Here is a 23,641-nt window from a genome sequence, read left to right as displayed (position 1 = left end):
ATTACACCTCCTCACCACTTGCTTCTTCAATAATCTCTTTCATAACCTCGTATCTTTTCTCATCAAATTCTTGTCCTGTTACAGATTGGTAGAATTCCTCGTATATATCAATGGTTGAACGATTTTTAATTTTTTCAAATGCTACCACATTTTCATTATTCTTGATGTTTTTCTCAATAATCACTTGCATCGTATTAGGATACACACTTCTTAAGGTACCAATTGGATCCATAATCTCATCTGCATCCGTTAGAGTAGCTTGAATGTAATCATTAACATCTGCTTCTTTGATTATATCCTCACTCATCAGTTCTTTTAGATTTCCTTTTATTTTACGCATATTATGAATCGGTGTTAATTCTCTAGTACGAATATCAACTTTACCTTTTTCTTTTAGTTCAATTACTGTTACCGATTTCTTATGATGAACTTCTGAAAAGGAATATTTGATTGGTGACCCAGCATATCGAATGTGCGAACCACCTATTATCTGTGGTCTATGAATATGACCAAGTGCAACATAATCATACCCTTCAAATACTGATGCATCCACATTATCCACCCCTCCGACTGAGATAACGCTTTCTGAATCTGATATCTCGGGTATCGTTGCACCACTTGTGATAAAATAATGGGTCAAGAGAATATTTCTCTCGTTTTCTACTATATCAAACTTTTTAATCATAGCTTCTACACTATGATGATAATCCTCTATCTTGTCTTCTTGCAAATAATACTTTACAACAGCTGGCTTTACAAAAGGCAATAAATGAATATTAAGATTACCGTACTTATCTTGTAGTGTAATTGATCTAGCATTTCCATCGTAGGTTCCAGCGATATAAAGTCCTTTTTCTTCTACAATACTCTTTGCAAATCCAATTCGTTCAGGTGAATCATGATTTCCACTGATCATGAATATTCTGATGCCTTTATCCACAAGTCTACTTAGAAAATTATCCAATACTGATACTGCCTCTGCTGGTGGAATTGATCGATCATATATGTCCCCTGCAATGATCAAACCATCTGCTTGTTCTTCCTCTATGATGTCAATCATTTGATTCAGAATATATTCTTGATCTTTTAACATGCTAAATTCATTGACGAACTTTCCAATATGCAAATCTGCTGTATGAATGAATTTCATTATATGCTCCTTTCGCTATCATACTCTTTAGGATTAGAATCTCAAAAGTCGTTTTTAATTCCCCGAGTGTATATAGCTGTATAATTATGAATTTTGGCTACCTTTCCTTCAAGCAACATATTTTTTACAAGCCTCAGAACAAGTAAAAATACTCACTAGCGTTCCTATTTTTACTTTGAGTCTTGACAAAATATAAACGTTACTTTCAGCCGGACTACGCCAAAATTCTTAATTATACATCAATATACACAATTTAAGTTAAGAACGACTTTTGACTTTCAAATCCTTTTTACGCATTTCAATTTAAATCAAATCACATAATTCAGAAGGCTGATGAATAATTCGATGCGCATGATGTTCTTTTAGCTCTTTCTCAGTACGGAATCCCCAACTCACCCCAATGGTATACATATTAGCTGCATTTCCAGTCATCATATCCACATCTGTATCTCCAACATAGACACATTCTTCTGGCCTCACATGAAAATATTCAGCTAAACGTATTGCTCCTTCTTTATCTGGCTTTTTCTTAATTCCTGCTTGTTGACCTAATATTTTATCAAAATAACCTTCTTCGAATAACTCACCAACTACGGTCACCGCTGTATCGTGTGGTTTATTCGTTAACACCGCTATTTTTATCCCTTTTTGTTTTAGATAATCTAACATTTCTTTTATACCATCATACAATTTTGTTTGATGTGTTCTATATTTCTCCAACAGTTCTAGGTATATTGGATTTGCTTTTTCAAAATGTACTAAATCTTTGTCTCCTTCTGCCCTAAGTAGCCTTTGCACCAATACATCGGAACCATTTCCAACGAAATATTTATATTCTTCCACATTTCTTTCATGAAATCCTAACTTAACTAACATCTCATTTCCTGCAGTTGCCATGGACTCTAACGTATTTGCTAGAGTTCCATCTAAATCAAATATTGCTAACTTGTACATATTAATACCTTAACCTTTCTAATGAGGCACCAAATCTTTATCTTATCCCATCCTTTTTTCTGATGATTTATTCTTATTAAATGAAATAAGTAAGTTGATACACTAACGTCTAGTCTTCTCTTAAGTTCTGTTCCAGAAATCTTGTACCCCAAACTTCATCTTATCTACATTGACCACCTCATGGGGATACCATTCCCTTGGAAATAGATTCTTGTATTGAGTATTCATAAATCTCTCATCTAATAATAAGATGACTCCAGTATCATCACTGGTACGAATTACTCTTCCTGCTGACTGCAATACCTTATTCATTCCAACATAGAGGTAGGCATAGTCAAACCCAGCATTCTTGGTTCGATCATAATATTCTCGAAATAATTCTCTCTCATTGCATACCATTGGTAGTCCGGTTCCTACAATTATAACTCCAATCAACCGATCATTGGTAAGGTCAATTCCTTCGCTAAAGACTCCACCAAGCACACAGAATCCAATCTTCGTTATTGTTCCATTTTCTTCGAATTGTTCTAAGAATTCCTCCCTCTGCATTTCAGTCATATTCGTTTTCTGTAGGATAACCTCATAAGACTTATCTATATCTCTCTCAGTAAAAAGTGAATAGATCTGCTGCATATAAGAGTACGACGGAAAGAATACAAGATAATTTCCAGTCCTTTGCATTACTAAATTCTCAATGTAGTTTACAATCTTTACGTATTCATTTTCATTTCTTCTTGTATACTTGGTACTCACATCATTCCCGATCATCAGTAAGCGTTTGTTGGTATCAAATGGAGAAGGTGCATAGATTGCGTAATCCTCCTCTTTTCCTCCTAGCTGCTCTTTATAATAATGAATCGGTAATAAAGTTGCTGAGAAAAACACTGTACTTCGACCTTTTTCCAAAAACGTTAGTAAATTATTAGAAGGGTCCATACATAATAATTTGATTCGAAATCCTCTCTCCTCATCGTAATCGTTATATATAATATATTTATCATCCATCCACTCATACATATTTATGAAATGTCTGATATCAAAGTATATCTCTAACGCCTTATCCGAGCCTTCGAAATTACTATGTTCTTTGGTATATTCCTCATAATCAGTAAGTAAGCGCATTAAATGGATTACAAAGTCACCTATGTTATCTATTACTTTATAGTTTTCACATTCTCTTTTTAACTTTAATAGATCTTGATTACATGCCTCGAACCTCTTCTCCAGATTCTTACTTAATGGTTTCATAATCTTTTTTACTGCTAGAATATCATCTTTGAAGAGAGAAGCACTATACATTTCTCTTGCGCGTTCGACAAGATTATGTGCTTCATCAATGAGAAATACATAATCATTCTTCTTCTCATCTTGGAAGAATCTACGAAGATATACATTAGGATCAAAGACATAATTATAATCACAAATAACAGAATCTGCCCAATTGGTAATATCAAGGCTCATCTCAAATGGGCATACCATATGTTTTAGGGCATATTGTTCAATTAATTCTCTTGAGATATCATGTTCGTTCCATAATAGATCGAAGACAGCATCATTTACTCGATCAAAATGCCCCTTCGCTCTTTCACAAGTAACCGGATTACAATCTGGCTTGTCTAAGACGCAGATTTTATCTTTTGCTGTTATCGTTACCACCTTAATGCGTAACCCCTTTGCCACAAGCAATCGATAGGTATCTTCTGCAACCGTTCTTGTGATTGTCTTCGCAGTTAAATAGAATATTTTACTTGTTTTCTCTGCTCCCATTGCCTTCAGCGTTGGAAATATGGTCGAGATAGTTTTTCCTACACCAGTTGGCGCTTCAATAAATAATTTTTTATCACGTATAATTGTTTTATATACCCCAGTTACTAAGTCCTTCTGACCTGGACGATATTCAAAAGGAAATTCTAACTTTTCTATTGATGCATCTCGTTGTAATCGCCATTGATATTGCCATGCTGCCCACTTTTTATATTCATTTATAACTTCAACAAACCATTGTTCTAACTCAACGAACTCTAATGTCTCATTGAAATATTTCATATTTTCCGTTTCAATATTGGAGTAGGTCAGGCGTATACCAATCTTATCTAATTTATGCTTCACTGCATACATGTAGGCATAGCACATAACTTGTGCCTTATGCACTTTGATTGGTTCTTCGAGAAAATTAACATCAAAATATACACCTTTAATCTCATCGATAATTACATTAGGTTTTTCTTCGTCCTCATTCGAACTTAACTTTTCGAACTCATCGAACATAAAGTGATCAACGATATTATCGTCGATATTATCAATGTCCTCATTACTTTTTATCACTTCGATATCTTTATTTGATATTTGTATTTGATCTTGTCCTTCCATTTCCTTTTCGGAAGATGATTTTATTGGACCTACTTGTGTAAGGACAATCATATCCTCTTCACTATCCTGAAGTTCTATTTTATTCTCATTATATATAATCCCATCTGCTCTTCCTTCAATGAGAAGATCAACTTCCTCCTCTTTAAAATCAAGCGGAATGATAATACTTAATGGAACTTCTGGATGGTATTCACTTCCCATTCTCTTTTGTATCTTTCGATGAAGTTTGCTACCCTCTCGCATGGCCTCCGTATCACGACCTGTTACTCTTCTATTATCAAGGTCACCCGATTTTAAGATAAATTCAACCAGATTACGAACGGATATTTTGATTACATTATCTTTTATCTGAAACATGATTCTTCCTCTTCTAACAAGATTATAATCTTATAATTTCTATTATTTCTATCATAGCATTAATGGGTAGAATAGTACAAGTGTTTTGGTGTGGTATTTTGTTGCAATCGGAAGGTTGTGATTGAATCGTGGGGGAGATTTTTGCTAAGCCCCTTTGATAGTTCTTGAGGAATATCAATGTAGCACTCTGCATGTTGTGTTTTTGGATAAAGAAGTATAAGAGATACTAAATAAAAAAGGAATCAGTCAATACATAATCAGAAGGAGCGAACTCGCAAATGAAGCTCAAACATCACTCCTTCTGATTATTGAATGATTCTTTTTTCATTAAGTATCACTAATACTCTTTAAAACAAAAACTCAACATGCAGAGTGCTACATTGATATTCGTGTAAGTTTTCTTAAAGGGGCTTTTAGGTGCTTTCACTCCACGATTGAATGGACATTCTTTGAAAATATTAGAAAGCCAGAATCAACTTTCCTGTCTTTTGATTCTGGCATGTTTTAGTAACTGACTATAGATTAATATGATTATATAAAACAAATTGATAATAGCAAAACGATGTAGCCCCAATGTTAATAATTCTACCAACCTATCATCCTTTGGATTTGGCATACGATATTTTATTAGATTCAGTTGATCTGTTATTAGCTTATAATGTTCTGGCCAGAAATCGAAGTCTGACCATTTTGTTGGAATGTATTTCATCATGAACCGAAAGGGATTTCCAGTCAGTTTATGGATAGAGTAGCCACACAGGATTATCATGCTAATATACAAAATTGCTATTAATATAATTCCAATCAGATTTCCTTTCTTATAGTCTTTTGTATTATCACTTTTATAAAGCCTAGAATTTACTACTTCATTAGATATTTTACTTTTATAGTACAATCCAATTTTAATAGTAACTATCATGTAGAATAACCAAATAGGAAGTAAAAGCAAGGAATGAATCATTCCTCCATAGAATACTCCATCGATTAACGTATGGCTTGGATATTGATTACTTGTTAAGAATTGCTCTACAAGCTCTTCTGCATTTCTCTGACCTGGATATACAATTTCTAGATTTTTATATTCCATATCCTCCTTATTACTCTGAATAAAAAACACCGGAGAATCCGTACTGACAACTCCTCTAATATAGTATTGTTGTTTATGATATGTTACTATACTACCAACTGCATTGATTGTTCCAAACAATTGATAAGCGCTCTTACTATCTATAAGGCAGCCATAAGTGTCCTCTTTATACACATAATTACCAGCTAATAAATCCATAGGAGTAGTTACACTCATATCTCCAGACACAATCATTACAGATAGATCCATATTTCTCACTAGCTTGTCATTTTCAATTTTCTCTGAATCGATTCGATTATATGCTGTAATCTGTGGTATTGTCTTAGTTTTTTTATCTCTCTCCATATTAAGGCTATCTTCTATTTTCTTCTGAGTTATTCCATTTCCTTCAAATCGGATACTTTCAGAATTATATTGTTCTTTATTATTTATCGCAACCACTAAGTTCGCCGATAAATAATAAAGAAGGATGAGGAACATTACGAAGAGAGTTAAATATTGAATTATTTTTTTCTTTGTTAACTTTGAATATTGTAACTCATAGGAGATTATACTTTCCTTATTCTGCTTCATCAACGTGTACCCGATCTCCTTCCGCAATATTCTTATTGCTACTTACAATAATCTGATCATCATTTAGTAATGTTCCTTCAACTGCTGCTGTCTTGGAATCTTGTGATATTAGATTCACACTAACTGCAAATGCAACTTGCTCTTTTCCTAGTACAGAACTGATATCACGAATCACTAATACATATGCTCCATTTGAATTTTGCCTAATTGCATTAATTGGTACACACATTGAATACTCTTTAGATTCTTTTCCTATCGAATAATCCATACTAGAACCTATGGAGTAATTACCTTTTGGTAAGAGTGCTGTGAATGTTACTTTACCCTCTTGATCCGGCTTTTGTATTCGTTCAATATTCGATATAATAGGTTCCTCATCACTTGCTGATGTAATTGATATCTCATCCCCAACAGCAAATTGCTTCATATCCTTCTTATCCTTCGTCATTGAAAGTTCAAATCCTTTTAGCGCGATGACATATTGCTCTGATCCTGTTAGCATAAGCCCTTTTCTTATATCAGATTTTAGAATCACTCCAGATACACTAGATCTTACTTCACCTTTGTTGTTGATTAAATCGTTTATTTTTTTTATTTCTTCCAACTTTTTATCAAGATCTATTTGTATACCCGCTTTTTCTAAATTAGCGGAATCTATTTCTACATTTCTATTATTGCTCTGAATACTCTCTGTTTTCTCACCTGTTAATACTTGTAACTTTGCTGATTTTAATGTTCTTTTTGCCTCTAGTAATCTTGCTTTAGCTTCTTTTAAATCATCAGTATAATCATAAGTTCCACTTTCAATGTCTAGGATATCTTTTTCAAGTTCCTCAGATTTCTTCTCTGCTTGTCGTATTTTTTTATCCCAACTTAATGTTATGTTCTGTTTATCTTCTTTTACCCGATCAATCTTTTCTTGTTGGTTGGTTGCTTTATCATCATCAATATTAAATTTTTTATAAAGCATTTGGTATAATGCTACGTAAGTATAATCCTGAACATTATTCCTCTCTATTTGAGCTCTATAATCTTGTATTAGTTTATCAAGTTGATTATCATTTTTTGTTAAATTATTATAGGTATCCTCTGCATCTGTAATTGCTCTTTTTGCATTTTTTATTTCTGAATCTCTCTGAGATATTTGTTCGTTATATGCCCTTACAGTTGACTCTTCGGTAGAGAGTTGATCCCACGGATTAATTGTTCGATCCCACTTTACTTTGATATCGTCTAGATCTTCTTTTGCCCTATCAATGCTTTTCTTCACATCTCCTACCTTTTGTCTATGCTCTTCATAAGTTCCACCATAATATAAATCATACAATTGGTTACATGATTCTGTTATAGAATCTTCTTTCTTACTTTGAACTGCAAACTTATAATCTTCCAATGCTTTTTCTAGCTTGGTCTTTGGCTTATTGAGTTCTTCTAAACCTTCATTTGCATCCAAAATATTTCGACTCGCTGTAATAAGAGCTTCTGATTTACTATCTTTTAGATCATCTACTTCTGATTCCAGTTCTTTATATTGCTTTTTTTTATTTTTTAATACTGTACTTTTGATATCCTTAATCTCATTCTCAGCATTTTTAATATCATCTTTCGCATTTTCAACTGCTAATTCTGCAGTCATGACCTGGTCAGCACCATCCCCATTATCGGTTAGTAATGAAGCCTTTTCATACTGCAATTCTAACTTTTTGTATTCATCTTCTAGATTCTTTTTCTTATCCACAATACTTTTTACATCGTATTGAAATAAAAGTTCTCCCTTTTTTACATTCGTTCCAACCTTTGCTTTTACCGAACCTACTTTATATCCAGCTTTTAATTCAATATACTTCTTCGAATTTCCTTTCACTTCTCCTGACCCAGTTAATGTATATGTTAAATTATTCTTTCTCACATGATCCACCTGAACTTTTGCAACAAGAATAGATGCTGCTGCTCTTGATACCATTGTTAAGACTACCATGATAATAAAGAATCCTACTAATATTTTCTTTATTTTTTTCTCCATTTTTTATTTCCTTTCTTATTCTTTTAATCCAGAGGCTGCAATACCTTGTTCAAGATACTTCTGTCCATATAGAAAGATCAGCAACGTTGGAATCAGTATAATGACAGATGCTGAGAACGCTACCCCGATTTTTTCCGTTGTAATACTAGATATGTAAAGAGATAACGGCCATAAATTCTTTTTTCTTACCAGAAAAGTAATAGGCTGTTCTATGGCATTCCAATATTCTATAAATCCAAGTACCAATGCTGAGAATATTCCAGACTTACCAAGTGGAATACCAACTTTTAAAAATAGGTAACCTTCATTTGCACCATCTAATTTTGCTGCTTCAATTAAAGATTTTGGTATTGTCTTAAAGAACTTTGTCATAATAAATACTGGGAAGGCTGAAAAAATGTTTGGTAATATAATCGATAAATGAGTATCAATTAGTTTAAAACGATATAGTACCAGGTAACTTGACACCATAGTTACTTGAAAAGGCAATACCATCAAAATGATATATAGAAAAAACAATATATTTTTACCACGAAATTCATAACGAGCAAAGCCCCATGCTGCTGGTGTTGCAATCAATAATTGCCCGATTAATATAGGGATTACCTGAATACAAGAATTCCAAAACATAATAAAGAAATTGGGTGAATCAAATAGTAATTTTACAAATGGCCTCATTGTTAGATATTGTGGAAACAATGTCCAATCTGCCATCCCTTTTGATTGATTAAAAACTGGACCCACGTTCTGTACGATTTCACTTTCTCCCATAAGAGAACCACTAAGAATCATCCATAATGGTATCCATACCAATAAGGTAAGCCCTATTAATAGAGTAGTTTTTATTTCTTCTCTTAACTTATATTTCAAAGAATCTCTTCCTTTCTTACTATAATAAAACTTTTATAAATCCATCATTCTTCTTGGGTCTTATCTAATAATTTAAATAATAGAATCAGAATAAGAAACACAAGCATTGTTAACACTGCTGCCGCACTCATTTTCTGAATGTCTAATGATACAAACCAGTTATTTAGAATATGCTGCAACATATAAATACTATTATTTGGATAATCCCCCGCGATTAAATAAGCTTCTCGGAATACTTTAAAGGAATTAATAAAGGAAAGCACTCCAATCATAAAAATAGTTGGTAAGAGATTAGGAAGCGTTATATAATAAAACTTCGCTACTCTCCCAGCGCCATCTACGCTAGCAGCTTCGTAATATGATTCATCAATTCCATAAAGCCCTGTTAACCATAGAATCATATCATACCCGGCATTTTTCCATATATAGGTGAACACCAATATATAAAAGGCTTTACCACTATTGATAAAGTTGATATTTGATATATGGAAATGATGTAGTAAAACGTTGATTAACCCATTCTCGTGAAATAAAAGTTTCCACAGTACCACTACAGATGCAACTGGTATGGACATCGGTAATAAAAATGAGATTTTTAAAAACTCTTTGTGCTTTTTCTGTTTATATAACAACAACGATAGTAGAAGCGTTAATACCAGTAATAATGGTATACAAGTGCCTAAAAACCTAACTGTATTCTTTACCGCTTTAATAAAAGCTTCATTTCCTAAGATAGAATAATAATTAGATAATCCTACATACTTTTTATTCATTGCATCGAAAAACGACCTTCGAATTACATCTACAAATGGTATGAGCACAAAGATTGAAATTCCTAAAAGACTTGGTGCTAAGAAAAATAATGCTTTTTTAAATTCACTATTTTTCTTATACCTAAAATACCTAAGATGTATATTTTTGATTTTTAATTTACTTAGCATACATTGAATTCCTCCATACTCATCTCCATTTTCTATGTATAGAATAGCAAATATATCTCTAAATAATCTCTAATATTGTAATTAATTCCATCTCTTTTCACTAAGTGTATGAACAAAGAGTTTGCTATGCAAACTCTCGCGCCAAGCGCGGTCGCATTAGCGACATCTTCCCTTCGCGCTTGTGTGCATCCTGCACGGAGTACTTTTTAAATTTATAGGAAACTCGAAGAAGTTTCCTATAAATTTAAAAAAGCAGGAAACATATTCCTGCCTTTTCAGTATCACTACGATTGAATTATTCCTCTAAATAGGTATTTACCTTTTGGATTATTATATCAACTGCCTGATTTACATTATTTTTACCTGTAAAATAAGGAAGCGCATTCTCAAGAATCATATTATTAATAATTTGATTTACCTGCATTGGTTTACTTAATTCTTTTATTTTTTGCATAAATCCATTAATCTCAGATTCTGATGCTGTACCAAAGGAAAATTCCTTACCCCCTCTTGAACTTATTCCAATCGTACCCTTAGCTTTAAGCATACTCTCTTTTTCTTTGTCTAAAGAACTTTGTATTACTGGTAATCCATCAAATGTATTCGTATCTTGTACATCACTCGAAAGTATTATTTTAATAAAGTCTTTTGCAATCTCTTTATTTTTACTTGCAGCATTTAGTCCAATTTCGCCTATTGGTACGAATTGATTATTGATCGTATCATAAGTTATACCTTTTCTATTCTTAGACATGCCCATGGTAAAGTTAAACATAGTTAATGAATCATGTCTTAATAAAGCAGTTTCATAATCTTTATCTAAGAAACCATATTTATCACACATAAATAGATTATTGATATCAAAATATGGTTCTTTGCTTGCTTTCCTGCTATTACCACTCTCATCGAACTCTGTTGCCTTAGTATTATCTGCTATAACTTTTAGATTCGTTAAAAATTTCGTTAACAGAGTTTTATCTACTCCTTTATCACTCATAAATTCATCACTATACAAGGCTAGATTATCACAAATTAATTGAGCATATGTCATGGTTGGACCATATATTTTTTGTGTATCATTGATATATTTTACAATATGCTCTGTACTATCTGATACATTAATTACCTCTTTACTGCCTAATAAGATTGGTACAGTAAAACGAGTTGGCATACAATATATTTTATTATCTTTATAAAATGCTTTTGAGATATTAGTAAGTATTCCATTCTTCTCTTCCATAGGCTTAATGATATCCGATAGATCGGATAGAACTCCCTTTTCAATATAAGAATCCATTGGTAATCCATCTAACACTAATACATCTGCTCCATTACCAGCTAATAATTCTGTGTTTAATGCTCTGATATAATCAGAAGAATTTCCCTCCTCTTCTCCCATTCCAACTACATAATTTACACGAACATCAAGATTTTTTGCTTGGTAGAGAGCAACCGACTGCCTTATTGTCTTATTTTCTTTCAGCGAATATACATTAATTTCCTTCTGTGGAACACTGGATATATTCTTATCAAATGTATAATGCATTAATTGTATATCATTATTATCCGAATAATAAGATACATAAAATTCTTCACCAGAATTATCTGAAACGATTAGATTATCAATCCCAAGGGAAGGCATACTCATGGAGTTCAACTGACCATCTACCACAGTCTCCCAAAGGGTTCCATCCTTTTGTAACCGTTCAATTCCTTTATTATCACAGATAAATAATGTACCATCCTCTTTAAATGCATAAACAAGATTCATACTCTCAAACATATCTGATGTAGTAACTTTGTAATCAATTGTTTTATCAACCTTCTTTGTATCTGTATTGAAGAAAGAAAATCCAGAATTATCTTCCTTAATACTGATGACATCATTATCAAAAGATGCTAAATGTTGTTCTCCCCCAATGGAAATGTCCTCTAGTTTCTTTCCATCCTTTGAGAATACTAGTAACTTATTTTCTTTAAACCCATCATCCAAAATAAAATTACCATTTTTCATCACTTCCATTTTCCGAATATATGGATAAAATGATTGTTGTCCTACTTTTATTTTTTGATTGAGATAAGGAATATTTATCATTGTAGATTCTTTTGTTTCATCTGTTGCTTTAATAACAATTGCTTTTTGTGTATTCCCTGCATAGGACAAGTATAGTGCATAGTAATTTCCATCCTTACCTAATAGAATACTTTCAATACTAACTGAATTATTGTTCACTTTACCATCATTTAACCATGTTGGAGTACTTTTCTCCCATTTACCTGGTTCCTTTTGCACATAAGAATAAAAATGAATGCTAGAATTCTTTTCTTCCCTTGTATATACCTCTATTTGCTTATTTTTATTCTGAATCATTTTGAATACATTTTCATTAGTAGATAGTTCTGGTAACTGAACCTTTTCTTCTACATAGCGCCCCATCTTAATATTCTTGTCTTTGTCCTTCTTTGTAGCGTCTTCCCCACTTTTAGCAGTCGTTGACTTGGTTTCTTTACTATCTTTATTGCAACCAATAAGACTAGCACAAACCAAGACTAAGACTAATAATATTGCTACTATTTTTCTTCTCATTAAAAATTCCTCCTTCTTCCACTTTCACAAATTTTTTTCTTCCAAATAATAGAATAACAAATATATATCTAAAAAATCTCTAATTTGGTTTAAGATTAAAAACATTTTCTATATATTTGATTGACTCTTGTGGCATATTAGTTCCTCTATACAACAACGGATGCAATTGGAATAAACATTGATAATAAATTGTTCCAATAGAAAAAGCAGGAAATTTATCCCTGCTTTTTCTACTAAATTCATATTATTCTTCTAAATAAGTATTTACTTTTTCCAATATTGTATCAACTGCCTGATTCACATCAATTTTACCTGTAAAATATGGAAGTGCATTCTCTAGAACCATATTATTAATTACTTGATTAATCTGCATTGGTTTATTTAATTCTTTTATTTTTTGTATAAATCCATTTATTTCGGATTCCGATGCTCCGCTAAAGGTAATTTCCTTTCCACCTCTAGTGCTTGTTCCATACGTACTTGTATCTTTTAACATATTTTCTTTTGCTTTGTCTAAAGAACTTTGTGTTATTGGAAAACCATCAAAGGTATCTGTATCTTGTACTTCACTTGATAGCATCATTTTAATAAATTCTTTTGCTATATCTTTATTTTTACTAGCAGCATTAAGTCCTACTTCACCAGTTGGTATGAATAGGTTATTGATTGTATTATAAGTTGAACCTTTTCTATTCTTGGACATAGCAAGGCTGAAATTTATCATAGTTAATGAATCATGTCTTAATAAAGCAGTTTCATACTTATTATCTAAGAAACTAGATTTATCAGACCTAAATAGATTATTCATATCAAAGTATGGATCTTTGCTTGCTTGTCTGTTATTCCCACTCTCATCGAACTCTGTTGCTTTTATATTATCTGCTATCGCTTTCAGATTTGTTAAAAATGTCGTTAATTTAGCTTTATCTACTCCTTTATCATTCATGAACTCATCACTATATAGTGCTAGATTATCGCAGATTAATTGAGCATATGTCATAGTTCCACAATATACTTTTTTCGTATCGTTGATATATTTCACAATATCATTCGTACTATCCGATGCATTAATTACCTCTTTACTGCCTAACATGATTGGTACAGAAAAACGAGTTGGCATACAATATATTTTATTATCTTTATAGAATGCATTTGAGATATTAGCAAGAATTTCATTCTTCTCTTCCATAGGTTTGATGATATCAGATAGATCTGATAGAACTCCCTTCTCAATATAAGAATCCATAGGCAATCCATCTAATATCAATACATCTGCTCCGTTACCAGCTAATAATTCTGTATTTAATGCTCTGATATAATCTGCTGAATTGCCCTCTTCTTCTCCCATACCAACTACATAATTGACACGAACATCAAGATTTTTTGCTTGATAAAGAGCAACTGACTGCCTAATTGTCTTATTTTCTTTCAGTGAATATACGTTGATTTCCTTTTGTGGAACACTTGATATATTCTTATCGAACGCATAGTGCATTAATTGTATGTCATTATTATCTGAATAATAAGATACATAGAATTCTTCACCAGAATTATCCTGAACGATTAGATTATCAATACCAAGGGCTGGCATACTCATGGAGTTCAACTGACCATCTACTACAGTCTCCCAAAGAGTTCCATCTTTTTGTAATCGTTCAATTCCTTTATTATCACAGATAAATAATGTACCATCTTCTTTAAATGCATACGCAACATTGATTGTGTCAAACAGATCAGATGTTGCAACTTTGTAATCAATTGTTTTATCAATCTTCTTTGTATCTGTATTGAAAAAAGCAAATCCAGAATTATCTTCCTTAATGCTGATAACATCATTATCAAAAGATGCTAGATGTTGTTCCTCTCCAATTGAAATGTCCTCTAATTTCTTTCCGTCCTTTGAAAATACTAGTAACTTATTATTTTTAAACCCATCATATAGAATGAAGTTTCCATTTTTCATCACTTCCATCTTCCGAATATATGGATAGAATGCTTGTTGTCCTACCTTTACCTTTTGATTTAGATAAGGAATATTTAATAGACTAGATTCTTTTGTTTCATCTTCCGCTTTAATAATATTAGCTTTCTGCCCATTTCCTCCATAGGATAAGTATAGTGCATAGTAATTTCCATCCTGCCCTAATAAGATACTTTCAATCTCATTAGACGTTTTATTTACTTTACCATCATTTAACCATTTTGGAGTACTTTTCTCCCATTTACCAGCTTCCTTTTGCACATAAGAATAAAAATTAACGCTAGATTTCTTTACTTCCTTTGTGTATACCTCTATCTGTTTATTCTTATTCTGTACCATCTTGAACACCTTTTCATCAGCAGATAGTTCTGGTAACTTAACTTTCTCCTCTACATAGCGTCCCATCTTAATATTTTTGTCCTTGTCCTTCTTCGTAGTGTCTTCTCCGCTCTTAGCAGTTGTTGACTTGGTTTCTTTACTACCTTTATTACAACCAATAAGACCAGTACAAGCCAAGACTAAGACTAATAATAATGCTACTATTCTTCTTCTCATTTTAAAATCCTCCTTCTTCCACTTTCATAAGAATTCTTCTTCCAGAAAATAGAATAGCAAATATATCTCTAAAAAATCTCTAATTTGGTTTAAGAAAAAAAACAGTTTCTAAACATTTGATGAGCTGATTTTTGAAACCGGGAAATGAATCATAAATGTAGCCCCACCGCCTAAGGTATCCTTTACATGAATATTACCTCCCTGAAGGTGAACTAGTTCCTTCGCAATACTTAATCCTAGTCCAAAATGATTTTTATCATTTCTGGATGTATCTACTCTGTAAAAACGTTCAAAGATTTCTTTCTTCTTCTCCTCGCTTACCCCAATTCCATGATCAATTACTTCAATAACAAGTTGATTCTTTTTACTATAACTTTTAAGTATAACTGTATCATTTTCTTTTGAGTAAGATAATGCATTATCAATTAAGACTGCTAATATCTGTTTTATTCTTAATCCATCTCCCTTTAACTTGGGAAGAACATCCTCTTGTAAGTTAAGTTCTAATTCCTTCTTCGCCTGCTTATATAATGGAGAATATAATTCATACATTTCAATCATGATTGTATCCATATCCACCCATTCATTTTTCATCTTCCAGTTCTTTGCATCTACCATAGTTAGCAATAACATATCTTCAATTAGGCTTTTCATTCTCCTACATTCATTTTCGATTCCCTGACTAAAATGTTCTGCCTTTTCTGGTTGAATAGTTAACGCTGACGCATTTGCCTGAATAACTGCGAGTGGTGACTTAAGCTCATGAGAAGCTGCCGCTATAAATTCATTCTGACGCCTTCTGCTCTCCTCCACTTGCCTTAAGGACCTTGCAACTACAATACGACTGATGATATAGAATCCTAAGATTCCTAGGATATCAAGTAAGATAAATACCATATTATACGGAAAACTAAGTATTCCATAATTTCCAATGGATTGAAGGATAATAAGCGTACGATACCCCTTTTTTTCCGGTACCATTAAGACAGCTCCATAATACTCTTCCTTTTTACTCCCTTTTAATTCATATATGCTACTTTTCACTTCATTTGTTGAACTAGGACTTATCTTAGTATTGATATGATCTTTTTTTGCTAAATTCTTTATCTTCTCTACCAGTACATCTCGACTAGTTTCATACTGAACGGCACCAGGATATGTAAGAGCTACTCCATTTTCTTCAATATGTATAATCAGATTATTCTTTATTTCCATTTCAGATAACCATAGATGACTTACGATATTATCCATCTGTATATTCTTAGATAAATTGAAAAAAACATTTTGAAAATTTTCTGTTTTACTTTTAATTAATTGTTGTCTACTTAGTAGTATTGCTAATATCATAACAGTAGTTAAAATAAGCCCTGTTGTAATTGTATAAAGTAGAATTAGCTTTCTTCGAATTGACTTAAACATCTCTATCCCCTTTTATCTCCAATCGGTATCCAATACCATGAATTGTTGTAACAACAACTTTTTTGCTGATTGCTTTTAATCTTCTTCGAATAAAGAATATATAGTTATCGATATTACCATCCTCCACAAAACAATCTTTTCCCCATACACGGCTTAGAATCTGTTCTCGTGTAATTATCTTCTCTTTATTGATTAATAAAAACTCTAACAATGCACCTTCCTTTTTGGATAAAGAAACATTCTGTTTCTCATTAGCAAGTACGTGGGTATTGGTATAAAACATAAGATCAGAATATTCAATACAATCAGCGTTCTCCATTTTCCTAGGTCTTCGAAGAAGTGCTCGAATTCTAGCCAAGAGTTCTTCCACTGCATAAGGCTTTACAAGATAATCATCTGCTCCACTGTCTAATCCATCTATTCTATCATTAATTCCATTCATTGCTGTAACCATAATTACAGGAGTCATATTACCCTTTTCTCTTATTTTCTCTAATATCTTTATTCCATCCATTCCTGGTAACATTCGATCTAGTATAATCACATCATATGCTGTATTTTCCAAATAATAAAAGGAATCTTCTCCATTGTTACATATGTCTAGTTCAAAACTTTCTTTTTTAATATGTACTTCAACTGCTTCGCATAATTCTTTATCATCTTCTATTAGTAATAATCTCATTGTAATCCTCCATTAAATTATAACATTCATTTTTACCATATTTTACATCCTTATTATTATTAGTTATAGCTTATAAAATATTAAAATGCAATATAAACAGGCAATTATCCGACTTAGATAATTGCCTGTTATACTATTATGATCAAGTACCATCAAGTTTCTTTCCACTAATATGAATATAAAAACGACATGAAAAACTTAGGCATGTTTATGTGGTATGCTTATTCTTACCTTTGCCCCTTTATGCTCGATTGAATTGGATAATTCTACACTACCATGATGTAAAGCTACAAATGATTTTGTAATATATAATCCAATTCCATAATGATCTTTCGAATTTCTACTCTTATCCCCAGAATAGAATTGATTCGTAGCTAATCTAAGGTCTGCCTCCGAGAATCCCTTCCCATTATCTTCAACTATAAAAATTATATCATTGTGATATCCACAAACTGTTAGGAAAATCATTCCCTTATGCACTTTTTCACTTGTATATTTGCTTTCCAGATTAGAATCATTATTTCGATAATATTCATTAGGATTGCACTGTTCAATAGCATTGGCAATTACATTAAGTATTGCGCGAAATAGTAGTTCCTCATCTCCATAAAAATATTCTGGTAATGAACTATTTTGAACATTTACATAAATCTCAATCTCTTTATCCAGAACTAATGCTTTCGCTTTTTCCTCTAATTTTAAAATGAAATTAATTAGTTCTATCTTCACTTGATTTAATATCATAATTTCATCTGATTTATTTATATCAATAAGCATTCTTATATATTTTTCTATTTCCTCTGAACTTTTTAAGATATAATTATTGCATTTAATCTGTGTTTCATCACTGCTTAATTCCTGATTTAACTCTGCATTACCTTTAATGATTGTTAACGGAGTCTTAATATCATGGGCTAGTGCAGCTATTTGATTTTTACGGGTTTGCTCCATATTCCATTGCTGATCTAATGATTTACTCAATGCACTCTTCATCTGATTCAATGATTCAATTACTTCATTGATTTCTATTATATCAGATTCCTCAGTTTGAAATTCTAGATTCTGATTCTGTATTTCTTCTGTAACTCTCATAAGTTTTTTCATTTCTATTGAAAATCTTTTACCAAAGCGTGAGGATAAAATAATGACCTCTATTATGAATAAAAACAGAAATGAGCCAATCAATAATAAATCAGGATTTGCTATATATCGCCTTAAGAATCGATTCGTAAACTTCATCTTAAGCGAATACTTCACAACACATACCTGGTTTTCACGTTGATATACCTTATAATAATGATTCCATCCCGATACATTTTGATCAGACTGAACTAACCTCCAAACCACTTTTGCTTCATTCTTGTTAAAGCTACCATTAAGCATTCTTCCACTTTTATCATACACTCCATAGATACAATCTTCAGGAATCATATCCTTAGTCACTACTTTGGCCTCTTGAATTATATCTCTCATCTGCTCAAGCTTCTGCTCCGTATAATTAGCTGGTAACATAATCTTAAACTGAATGCTATAAAAAAAGATTAGATAGTACATTAGAACAAGCATTATTGTAGACAAAATAAATGTTACCATATAGCGAATAAAAATATTACGTAGGCTTTTCTTTCTTCTTATATCCATTTGTATCCAATCCCCCATACCGTAATAATTGGATTACAATTTACCTTTGATAGTTTTGCCCGAATATTCTTAATATGTTCAACTATAGCTGAACAGTCGCTCTCCGTGTCATATCCAAATACTGCTTCTAATATTCTATCCTTTGAGAAAACCTGTCCATGATTTATGGCAAGAAATTCACTAATCTCATATTCACTTTTCGTAAAGTTGATTCCTTCATTGCCATAATATAATTCCTTAGCAGATAAATCAAATTTAAGACCTGAGATTACAAAACTATTATGTCTCTCTCGTTGCTCTCTTCGAAGATGAGCAGCGACTCTAGATCGTAGTTCGCCGATTCCAAATGGCTTTTTTATGTAATCATCAGCACCGATTGCTAAACCTCTCATGATATCCTCTTCCATAGTCTTTGCAGTAAGAAAAAGAATAGGACAATCCACTAGCTCACGAATTGTTCTACATAGTTCAAATCCATCGATACCAGGCATCATAACATCTAGTAAAATTAAGTCAAATCTACTATACCCTGAAACATCAAAGCTTCTAGGATCCTTTACTGTTACTACATAATGTCCTTCTCTTGATAATGCAGTCTTGATTAGATCAAGAATTCCTTGCTCATCATCCACTGCTATTATATTTGCCATCTTATCACCTCTTTGTTTTAGCCTTTAACACTAGTTATTACTGATTTTACCATATAAATTCTTTTTTGTCCCTTTTTATCAAAGAATGCTTCTAGCCTTTTGTTTTCATAATTTCATAAAATAAAGCTTTTACCCCCAATATCATAATAGATATTTATAAGGAATCTATAAGGTTTAAATAAAGTAAACAAATTAAAAACACCTATAAAGAATCAAATCTTTATAGGTGCAATATTATAATTTATCTATTAACGATATAATAAATAGTCTTCATCGTCATCATCATATAGACCGTTCTCATAACCCTTCGTCCAGTCCACATTATTACTTCTCTTCATTTTTTTCTGAGGTTTTTGAGACTTCTCAACTTTCTTTTCATTCTCTTGGCTTTTCTTTTCAACTGCCTTTTTTTCTTTTTCAAGTCTTCTTATTGTCTCAAATTTATCTGGTTGCTGTTCTTTCTCTTTCCCTGCACCAGTGTCTTTCATTCGTTGGTTTTTGCCGCCGCCATAACCTTTTTTTGATCTGTCATCATCATCTTTGTCTTTATTATAGCCACCATTCTTAAAGTCCTTATTATATCCTCCACCAGTACGATTATCACGTTGTGGTCTTGCATCCTTATTATAAGGCTTTGCATCTTTATTATAAGGTCTTGCGTCTTTATTATAAGGTCTTCCTTCTTTATTGTAAGGTCTTGCATCCTTGTTATAAGGTCTTGCATCCTTATTATAAGGTCTTCCTTCTCTTCCCTCTTTATTGTACGAATTTCTATCTCCTGATTCGTTGCGGAAAGATTTATTGTCTCCACCTTCCTTATAAGAAGATCTATTATCCCTATTATCATTGTTATAAGGTCTTCTCTCACTACCACCTTGACTATTTCTTCCGTTGTCTTGGTTGTATCTTGGCTTATAATTATTTTCCTTAGGTCTGGCCTCATTGCCACGATTTTCTCTTGGTCTGCTATCATTAGCATTGGTTGTAACCACTGAATGTTCTCCTCTCTCAATATAAAAACTTTAATACCTCTTTTATTTTATGCTATTTTATGATAAAGTCAATATTTTTTTATAGTTTTTTTTCAAATTAACATTATTTTTACTACCAAAAACTATAAGATTTACTAATTGATTTTTATCTTCACTTTCTTACTACTAAAGCTTATTCCAAGAAGTCTTTTTTAGAACAATATTATTAATCTTATTTAATATTTTCCTTTTCTATAGAAACCACCTTGCTTTTTTTTATATTATCTGTTACAGTCATATTATCTATGATGAAAGGTTATTTATGGTTATTTTTCAATTAGATGAATGACTATTTTATTTACCGACATTAAGATAAATAATTTATGAAAAGAGGCTGAATAATGAGCGAACACAAATATGATAAATGTGAATGTGGAGATAACTGCGATTGCGGACACGATCGTGTACATGAAGGTGAACACACTACAGTAACATTAACACTTGATGATGGTAGCGAGGTGGAATGTGCTGTTTTAACTATACTCACAGTAGGTGACAACCAATATATCGCCTTACTTCCAATGGATAGCGAGGAAGAAGAAAGCGAAGTTTATTTATATCGTTATAATGAATTAGAAGATGATGAAATCGAACTTCTTAATATTGAAGAAGATGAAGAATATGAAGCAGTTTCTGAAGCATTCGACGAATATTTAGATTCTGAGGAATTTGAAGATATGTTAGATGAGGATGAAGACGAAGAGTAATCTTCTTACTGCAAAAAGGCTTAAAATCATTGATTTTAAGCCTTTTTGTTATTTACAACTGTTAGTAGCTGATTAGCCAGACAGAATTTTAGATCTACAACACGGTCCTTACGTAGGCGTTCAAAATATATAATCAACTTTCCATCTTCATTCTTTTTAATCTTACCTGGTCCATACATCTTATGTTCAATTAATGTATTTTCTTTTAAGTCTGTTGCATCAATTAGGATTTCACCTACAAATCGAGAGATTTGCAATTCTTTATTATATCTTTCCTTAACTGAATAAATATGAAGCTTCTTCTTGGCTCTAGTCATGGCTACATAGAACATTCGTCTCTCTTCTTCTAGATCAGCATCTGTTAATGCCTTTCTATGTGGTGTAATGCCTTCATTGGCATCTACAATAAATACTACTTGATATTCTAATCCTTTTGAACTATGCATGGTAGCCATCTCTACAGCATCAAATTCTTTCTTATTTCGATTCTTCGATTGCTCTTTTAACTCATTCCCATATTCTTCAATATGTGAAAACCACTCATCAAATGTTTTGAATTTCTTTGCACTTTCTTCAATTTCATTTGCCGTTTCTAACAACTCTTCAGATTTAATTCTTCTAAAGTTCGCATATTCAACGAGGTATTCATCATATCCAATTCCTTTTCGAATATAGTTAATTGCTGCATATGGATTCATCTTTTTTAGCATTGTTAGGTCATATTCTAATTTCATTATACGATCTAACATCCATTCTTTATCGGAGTAGTAACTCTTAATCTCCTCCATATCTACTGCAGGGTTAGTGAAACATTCCCTGCTTATATAACGTTTTGGGCGATTGATTATCTGTAAGAAATGTCCTCTATCCCGTCCTCCTAGAGCAATCTGAATATAAGAGAGGATATTTTTCGCAATCCAGTGTTCATATATATTAGGCATACTATCTTTCATTCGAAAAGGTATATTATATTCCATCATTTTTTCTAACAAAGCCCTTGGCTGAGTATTTGTTCGAAATAAAACAGCTATCTCGGAATATGGGATTCCCTTTTTCTGATACTCTAATATCTCTTTTACTACCTGTTCATTTTGATCATTCAACTCTTTAAAAGTAAGTATTTGCACCTCATCACCGACATCATTCGTAGTCGTTATGTTCTTTTCAAATCGGTTCTTGTTATTCTTTACGACTCTCCCAGCAGCTTCCACAATCTTCTTGGTAGATCGATAGTTTATCCCCAAAAGAATCTTTTTGGTATCTTTATAATCTTTTTCAAAGTTTAACATTATTTCTGGTTTTGCACCACGAAAGCGATAGATAGATTGATCATCATCCCCTACTATAAATAGATTATTTTTTGGTTTTGCTAATAATGTGATGATGTCATATTGAACTTTGTTGATATCTTGAAATTCATCAATTAGAATGTACTCAAAACGGTTCTGCCATATCTTTAAAATATCTTCTCTCTCTTTTAATAACTCATAACAAAGAATCAGCATATCATCAAAATCAATCAGATTTGCTCTCCTTAATCGATTATCATATTCTTTATAGATCTTCGTGAAAATATCTTCCGAGCAGTTCATCGAATAATAGTGCTCAAGATCCATTCTCTCACCTTTTACCAGGCTTATTTCACTCATAACTCCAGAAATAAAATCTTTCTCATCTTCAATCTCTAGGTCAAGCTTTGCAATAATCTCTCGAAAATATTGCATTCGCTGTTCTTCACTAATTATATTACTACTGTTATAATTATACGCATATTTAAGTATTGTAAAAAATATTGCATGAAATGTTCCAAAACTAACTGCTACTGACACATTTCCCATTAGTTTTAGAAATCGCTCCTTCATCTCACCTGCTGCAGCTTTCGTAAAGGTAATTACCAATATTTTTCTCGGATCAATACCATACTCTTCAATCAGATTCTTCGTTCTTCTTGTTATTACAAGTGTTTTACCAGAACCTGGACCCGCTAGAACAAGCATCGGACCATCTTTATGATGAATTGCTTGTCTTTGTGCTTCATTGTAATCCATTTATTATCTCCTTCA

General features: G+C 32.2%; 16 protein-coding genes. 1 reads left to right on the top strand and 15 read right to left on the bottom strand.

What is annotated here, in order from left to right; translation table 11 throughout:
* Position 1 precedes the first annotated feature (1 nt).
* The 14 genes from bsdtb5_RS05300 to bsdtb5_RS05235 form a co-directional block, all read right to left on the bottom strand.
* Positions 2-1,150, bottom strand: a complete 1,149-nt coding sequence (locus bsdtb5_RS05300) for an exonuclease SbcCD subunit D (protein WP_271714996.1) — start codon at positions 1,148-1,150, stop codon at positions 2-4.
* A gap of 303 nt (positions 1,151-1,453) precedes the next feature.
* Positions 1,454-2,104 (bottom strand): HAD family hydrolase, encoded by a 651-nt coding sequence (locus bsdtb5_RS05295; RefSeq protein WP_271714995.1) that lies wholly within the window; start codon positions 2,102-2,104, stop codon positions 1,454-1,456.
* Positions 2,105-2,224: 120 nt separating this feature from the next.
* Positions 2,225-4,831: an ATP-dependent DNA helicase gene (locus tag bsdtb5_RS05290; protein WP_271714994.1), complete on the bottom strand. Its 2,607-nt coding sequence runs from the start codon at positions 4,829-4,831 to the stop codon at positions 2,225-2,227.
* Positions 4,832-5,303: 472 nt separating this feature from the next.
* A complete protein-coding gene (locus bsdtb5_RS05285; protein ID WP_271714993.1) occupies positions 5,304-6,491 on the bottom strand; it encodes an ABC transporter permease in 1,188 nt (395 codons plus the stop codon).
* Positions 6,478-8,514 (bottom strand): hypothetical protein, encoded by a 2,037-nt coding sequence (locus tag bsdtb5_RS05280; RefSeq protein WP_271714992.1) that lies wholly within the window; start codon positions 8,512-8,514, stop codon positions 6,478-6,480. The genes bsdtb5_RS05285 and bsdtb5_RS05280 overlap by 14 nt, the downstream gene beginning before the upstream one ends.
* A gap of 15 nt (positions 8,515-8,529) precedes the next feature.
* Positions 8,530-9,384, bottom strand: a complete 855-nt coding sequence (locus bsdtb5_RS05275) for a carbohydrate ABC transporter permease (protein WP_271714991.1) — start codon at positions 9,382-9,384, stop codon at positions 8,530-8,532.
* Between the two features lie 44 nt (positions 9,385-9,428).
* Complete coding sequence (locus bsdtb5_RS05270; RefSeq protein WP_271714990.1) at positions 9,429-10,325, bottom strand: carbohydrate ABC transporter permease; 897 nt, start codon at positions 10,323-10,325, stop codon at positions 9,429-9,431.
* Between the two features lie 295 nt (positions 10,326-10,620).
* A complete protein-coding gene (locus bsdtb5_RS05265) occupies positions 10,621-12,912 on the bottom strand; it encodes an ABC transporter substrate-binding protein (protein ID WP_271714989.1) in 2,292 nt (763 codons plus the stop codon).
* A gap of 244 nt (positions 12,913-13,156) precedes the next feature.
* A complete protein-coding gene (locus tag bsdtb5_RS05260; protein ID WP_271714988.1) occupies positions 13,157-15,448 on the bottom strand; it encodes an ABC transporter substrate-binding protein in 2,292 nt (763 codons plus the stop codon).
* A gap of 108 nt (positions 15,449-15,556) precedes the next feature.
* A complete protein-coding gene (locus bsdtb5_RS05255; RefSeq protein WP_271714987.1) occupies positions 15,557-16,867 on the bottom strand; it encodes a sensor histidine kinase in 1,311 nt (436 codons plus the stop codon).
* Entirely contained in the window at positions 16,860-17,549 is a 690-nt protein-coding gene (locus tag bsdtb5_RS05250) for a response regulator transcription factor (protein WP_271714986.1), read from the bottom strand. The genes bsdtb5_RS05255 and bsdtb5_RS05250 overlap by 8 nt, the downstream gene beginning before the upstream one ends.
* Before the next feature lie 198 nt (positions 17,550-17,747).
* Positions 17,748-19,190, bottom strand: coding sequence for a sensor histidine kinase (locus tag bsdtb5_RS05245; protein ID WP_271714985.1), 1,443 nt, complete (start codon positions 19,188-19,190; stop codon positions 17,748-17,750).
* Entirely contained in the window at positions 19,181-19,840 is a 660-nt protein-coding gene (locus bsdtb5_RS05240) for a response regulator transcription factor (protein ID WP_271714984.1), read from the bottom strand. The genes bsdtb5_RS05245 and bsdtb5_RS05240 overlap by 10 nt, the downstream gene beginning before the upstream one ends.
* A gap of 248 nt (positions 19,841-20,088) precedes the next feature.
* Entirely contained in the window at positions 20,089-20,832 is a 744-nt protein-coding gene (locus bsdtb5_RS05235) for a hypothetical protein (RefSeq protein ID WP_271714983.1), read from the bottom strand.
* A gap of 380 nt (positions 20,833-21,212) precedes the next feature.
* Here bsdtb5_RS05235 and bsdtb5_RS05230 point away from each other — a divergent pair, with 380 nt between their 5' ends.
* Positions 21,213-21,578 (top strand): DUF1292 domain-containing protein, encoded by a 366-nt coding sequence (locus tag bsdtb5_RS05230; RefSeq protein WP_271714982.1) that lies wholly within the window; start codon positions 21,213-21,215, stop codon positions 21,576-21,578.
* 35 nt (positions 21,579-21,613) lie between these two features.
* On the opposite strand, the gene bsdtb5_RS05225 is transcribed toward bsdtb5_RS05230, so the two are convergent.
* Positions 21,614-23,626 (bottom strand): ATP-dependent helicase, encoded by a 2,013-nt coding sequence (locus bsdtb5_RS05225; RefSeq protein WP_271714981.1) that lies wholly within the window; start codon positions 23,624-23,626, stop codon positions 21,614-21,616.
* Between the last annotated feature and the right edge of the window lie 15 nt (positions 23,627-23,641).

Origin of the sequence: Anaeromicropila herbilytica, from assembly GCF_016591975.1 — a bacterium.
Taxonomy (GTDB): Bacteria; Bacillota; Clostridia; order Lachnospirales; family Lachnospiraceae; genus Anaeromicropila; species Anaeromicropila herbilytica.
This window is presented reverse-complemented; position numbering and strand designations above follow the sequence as displayed.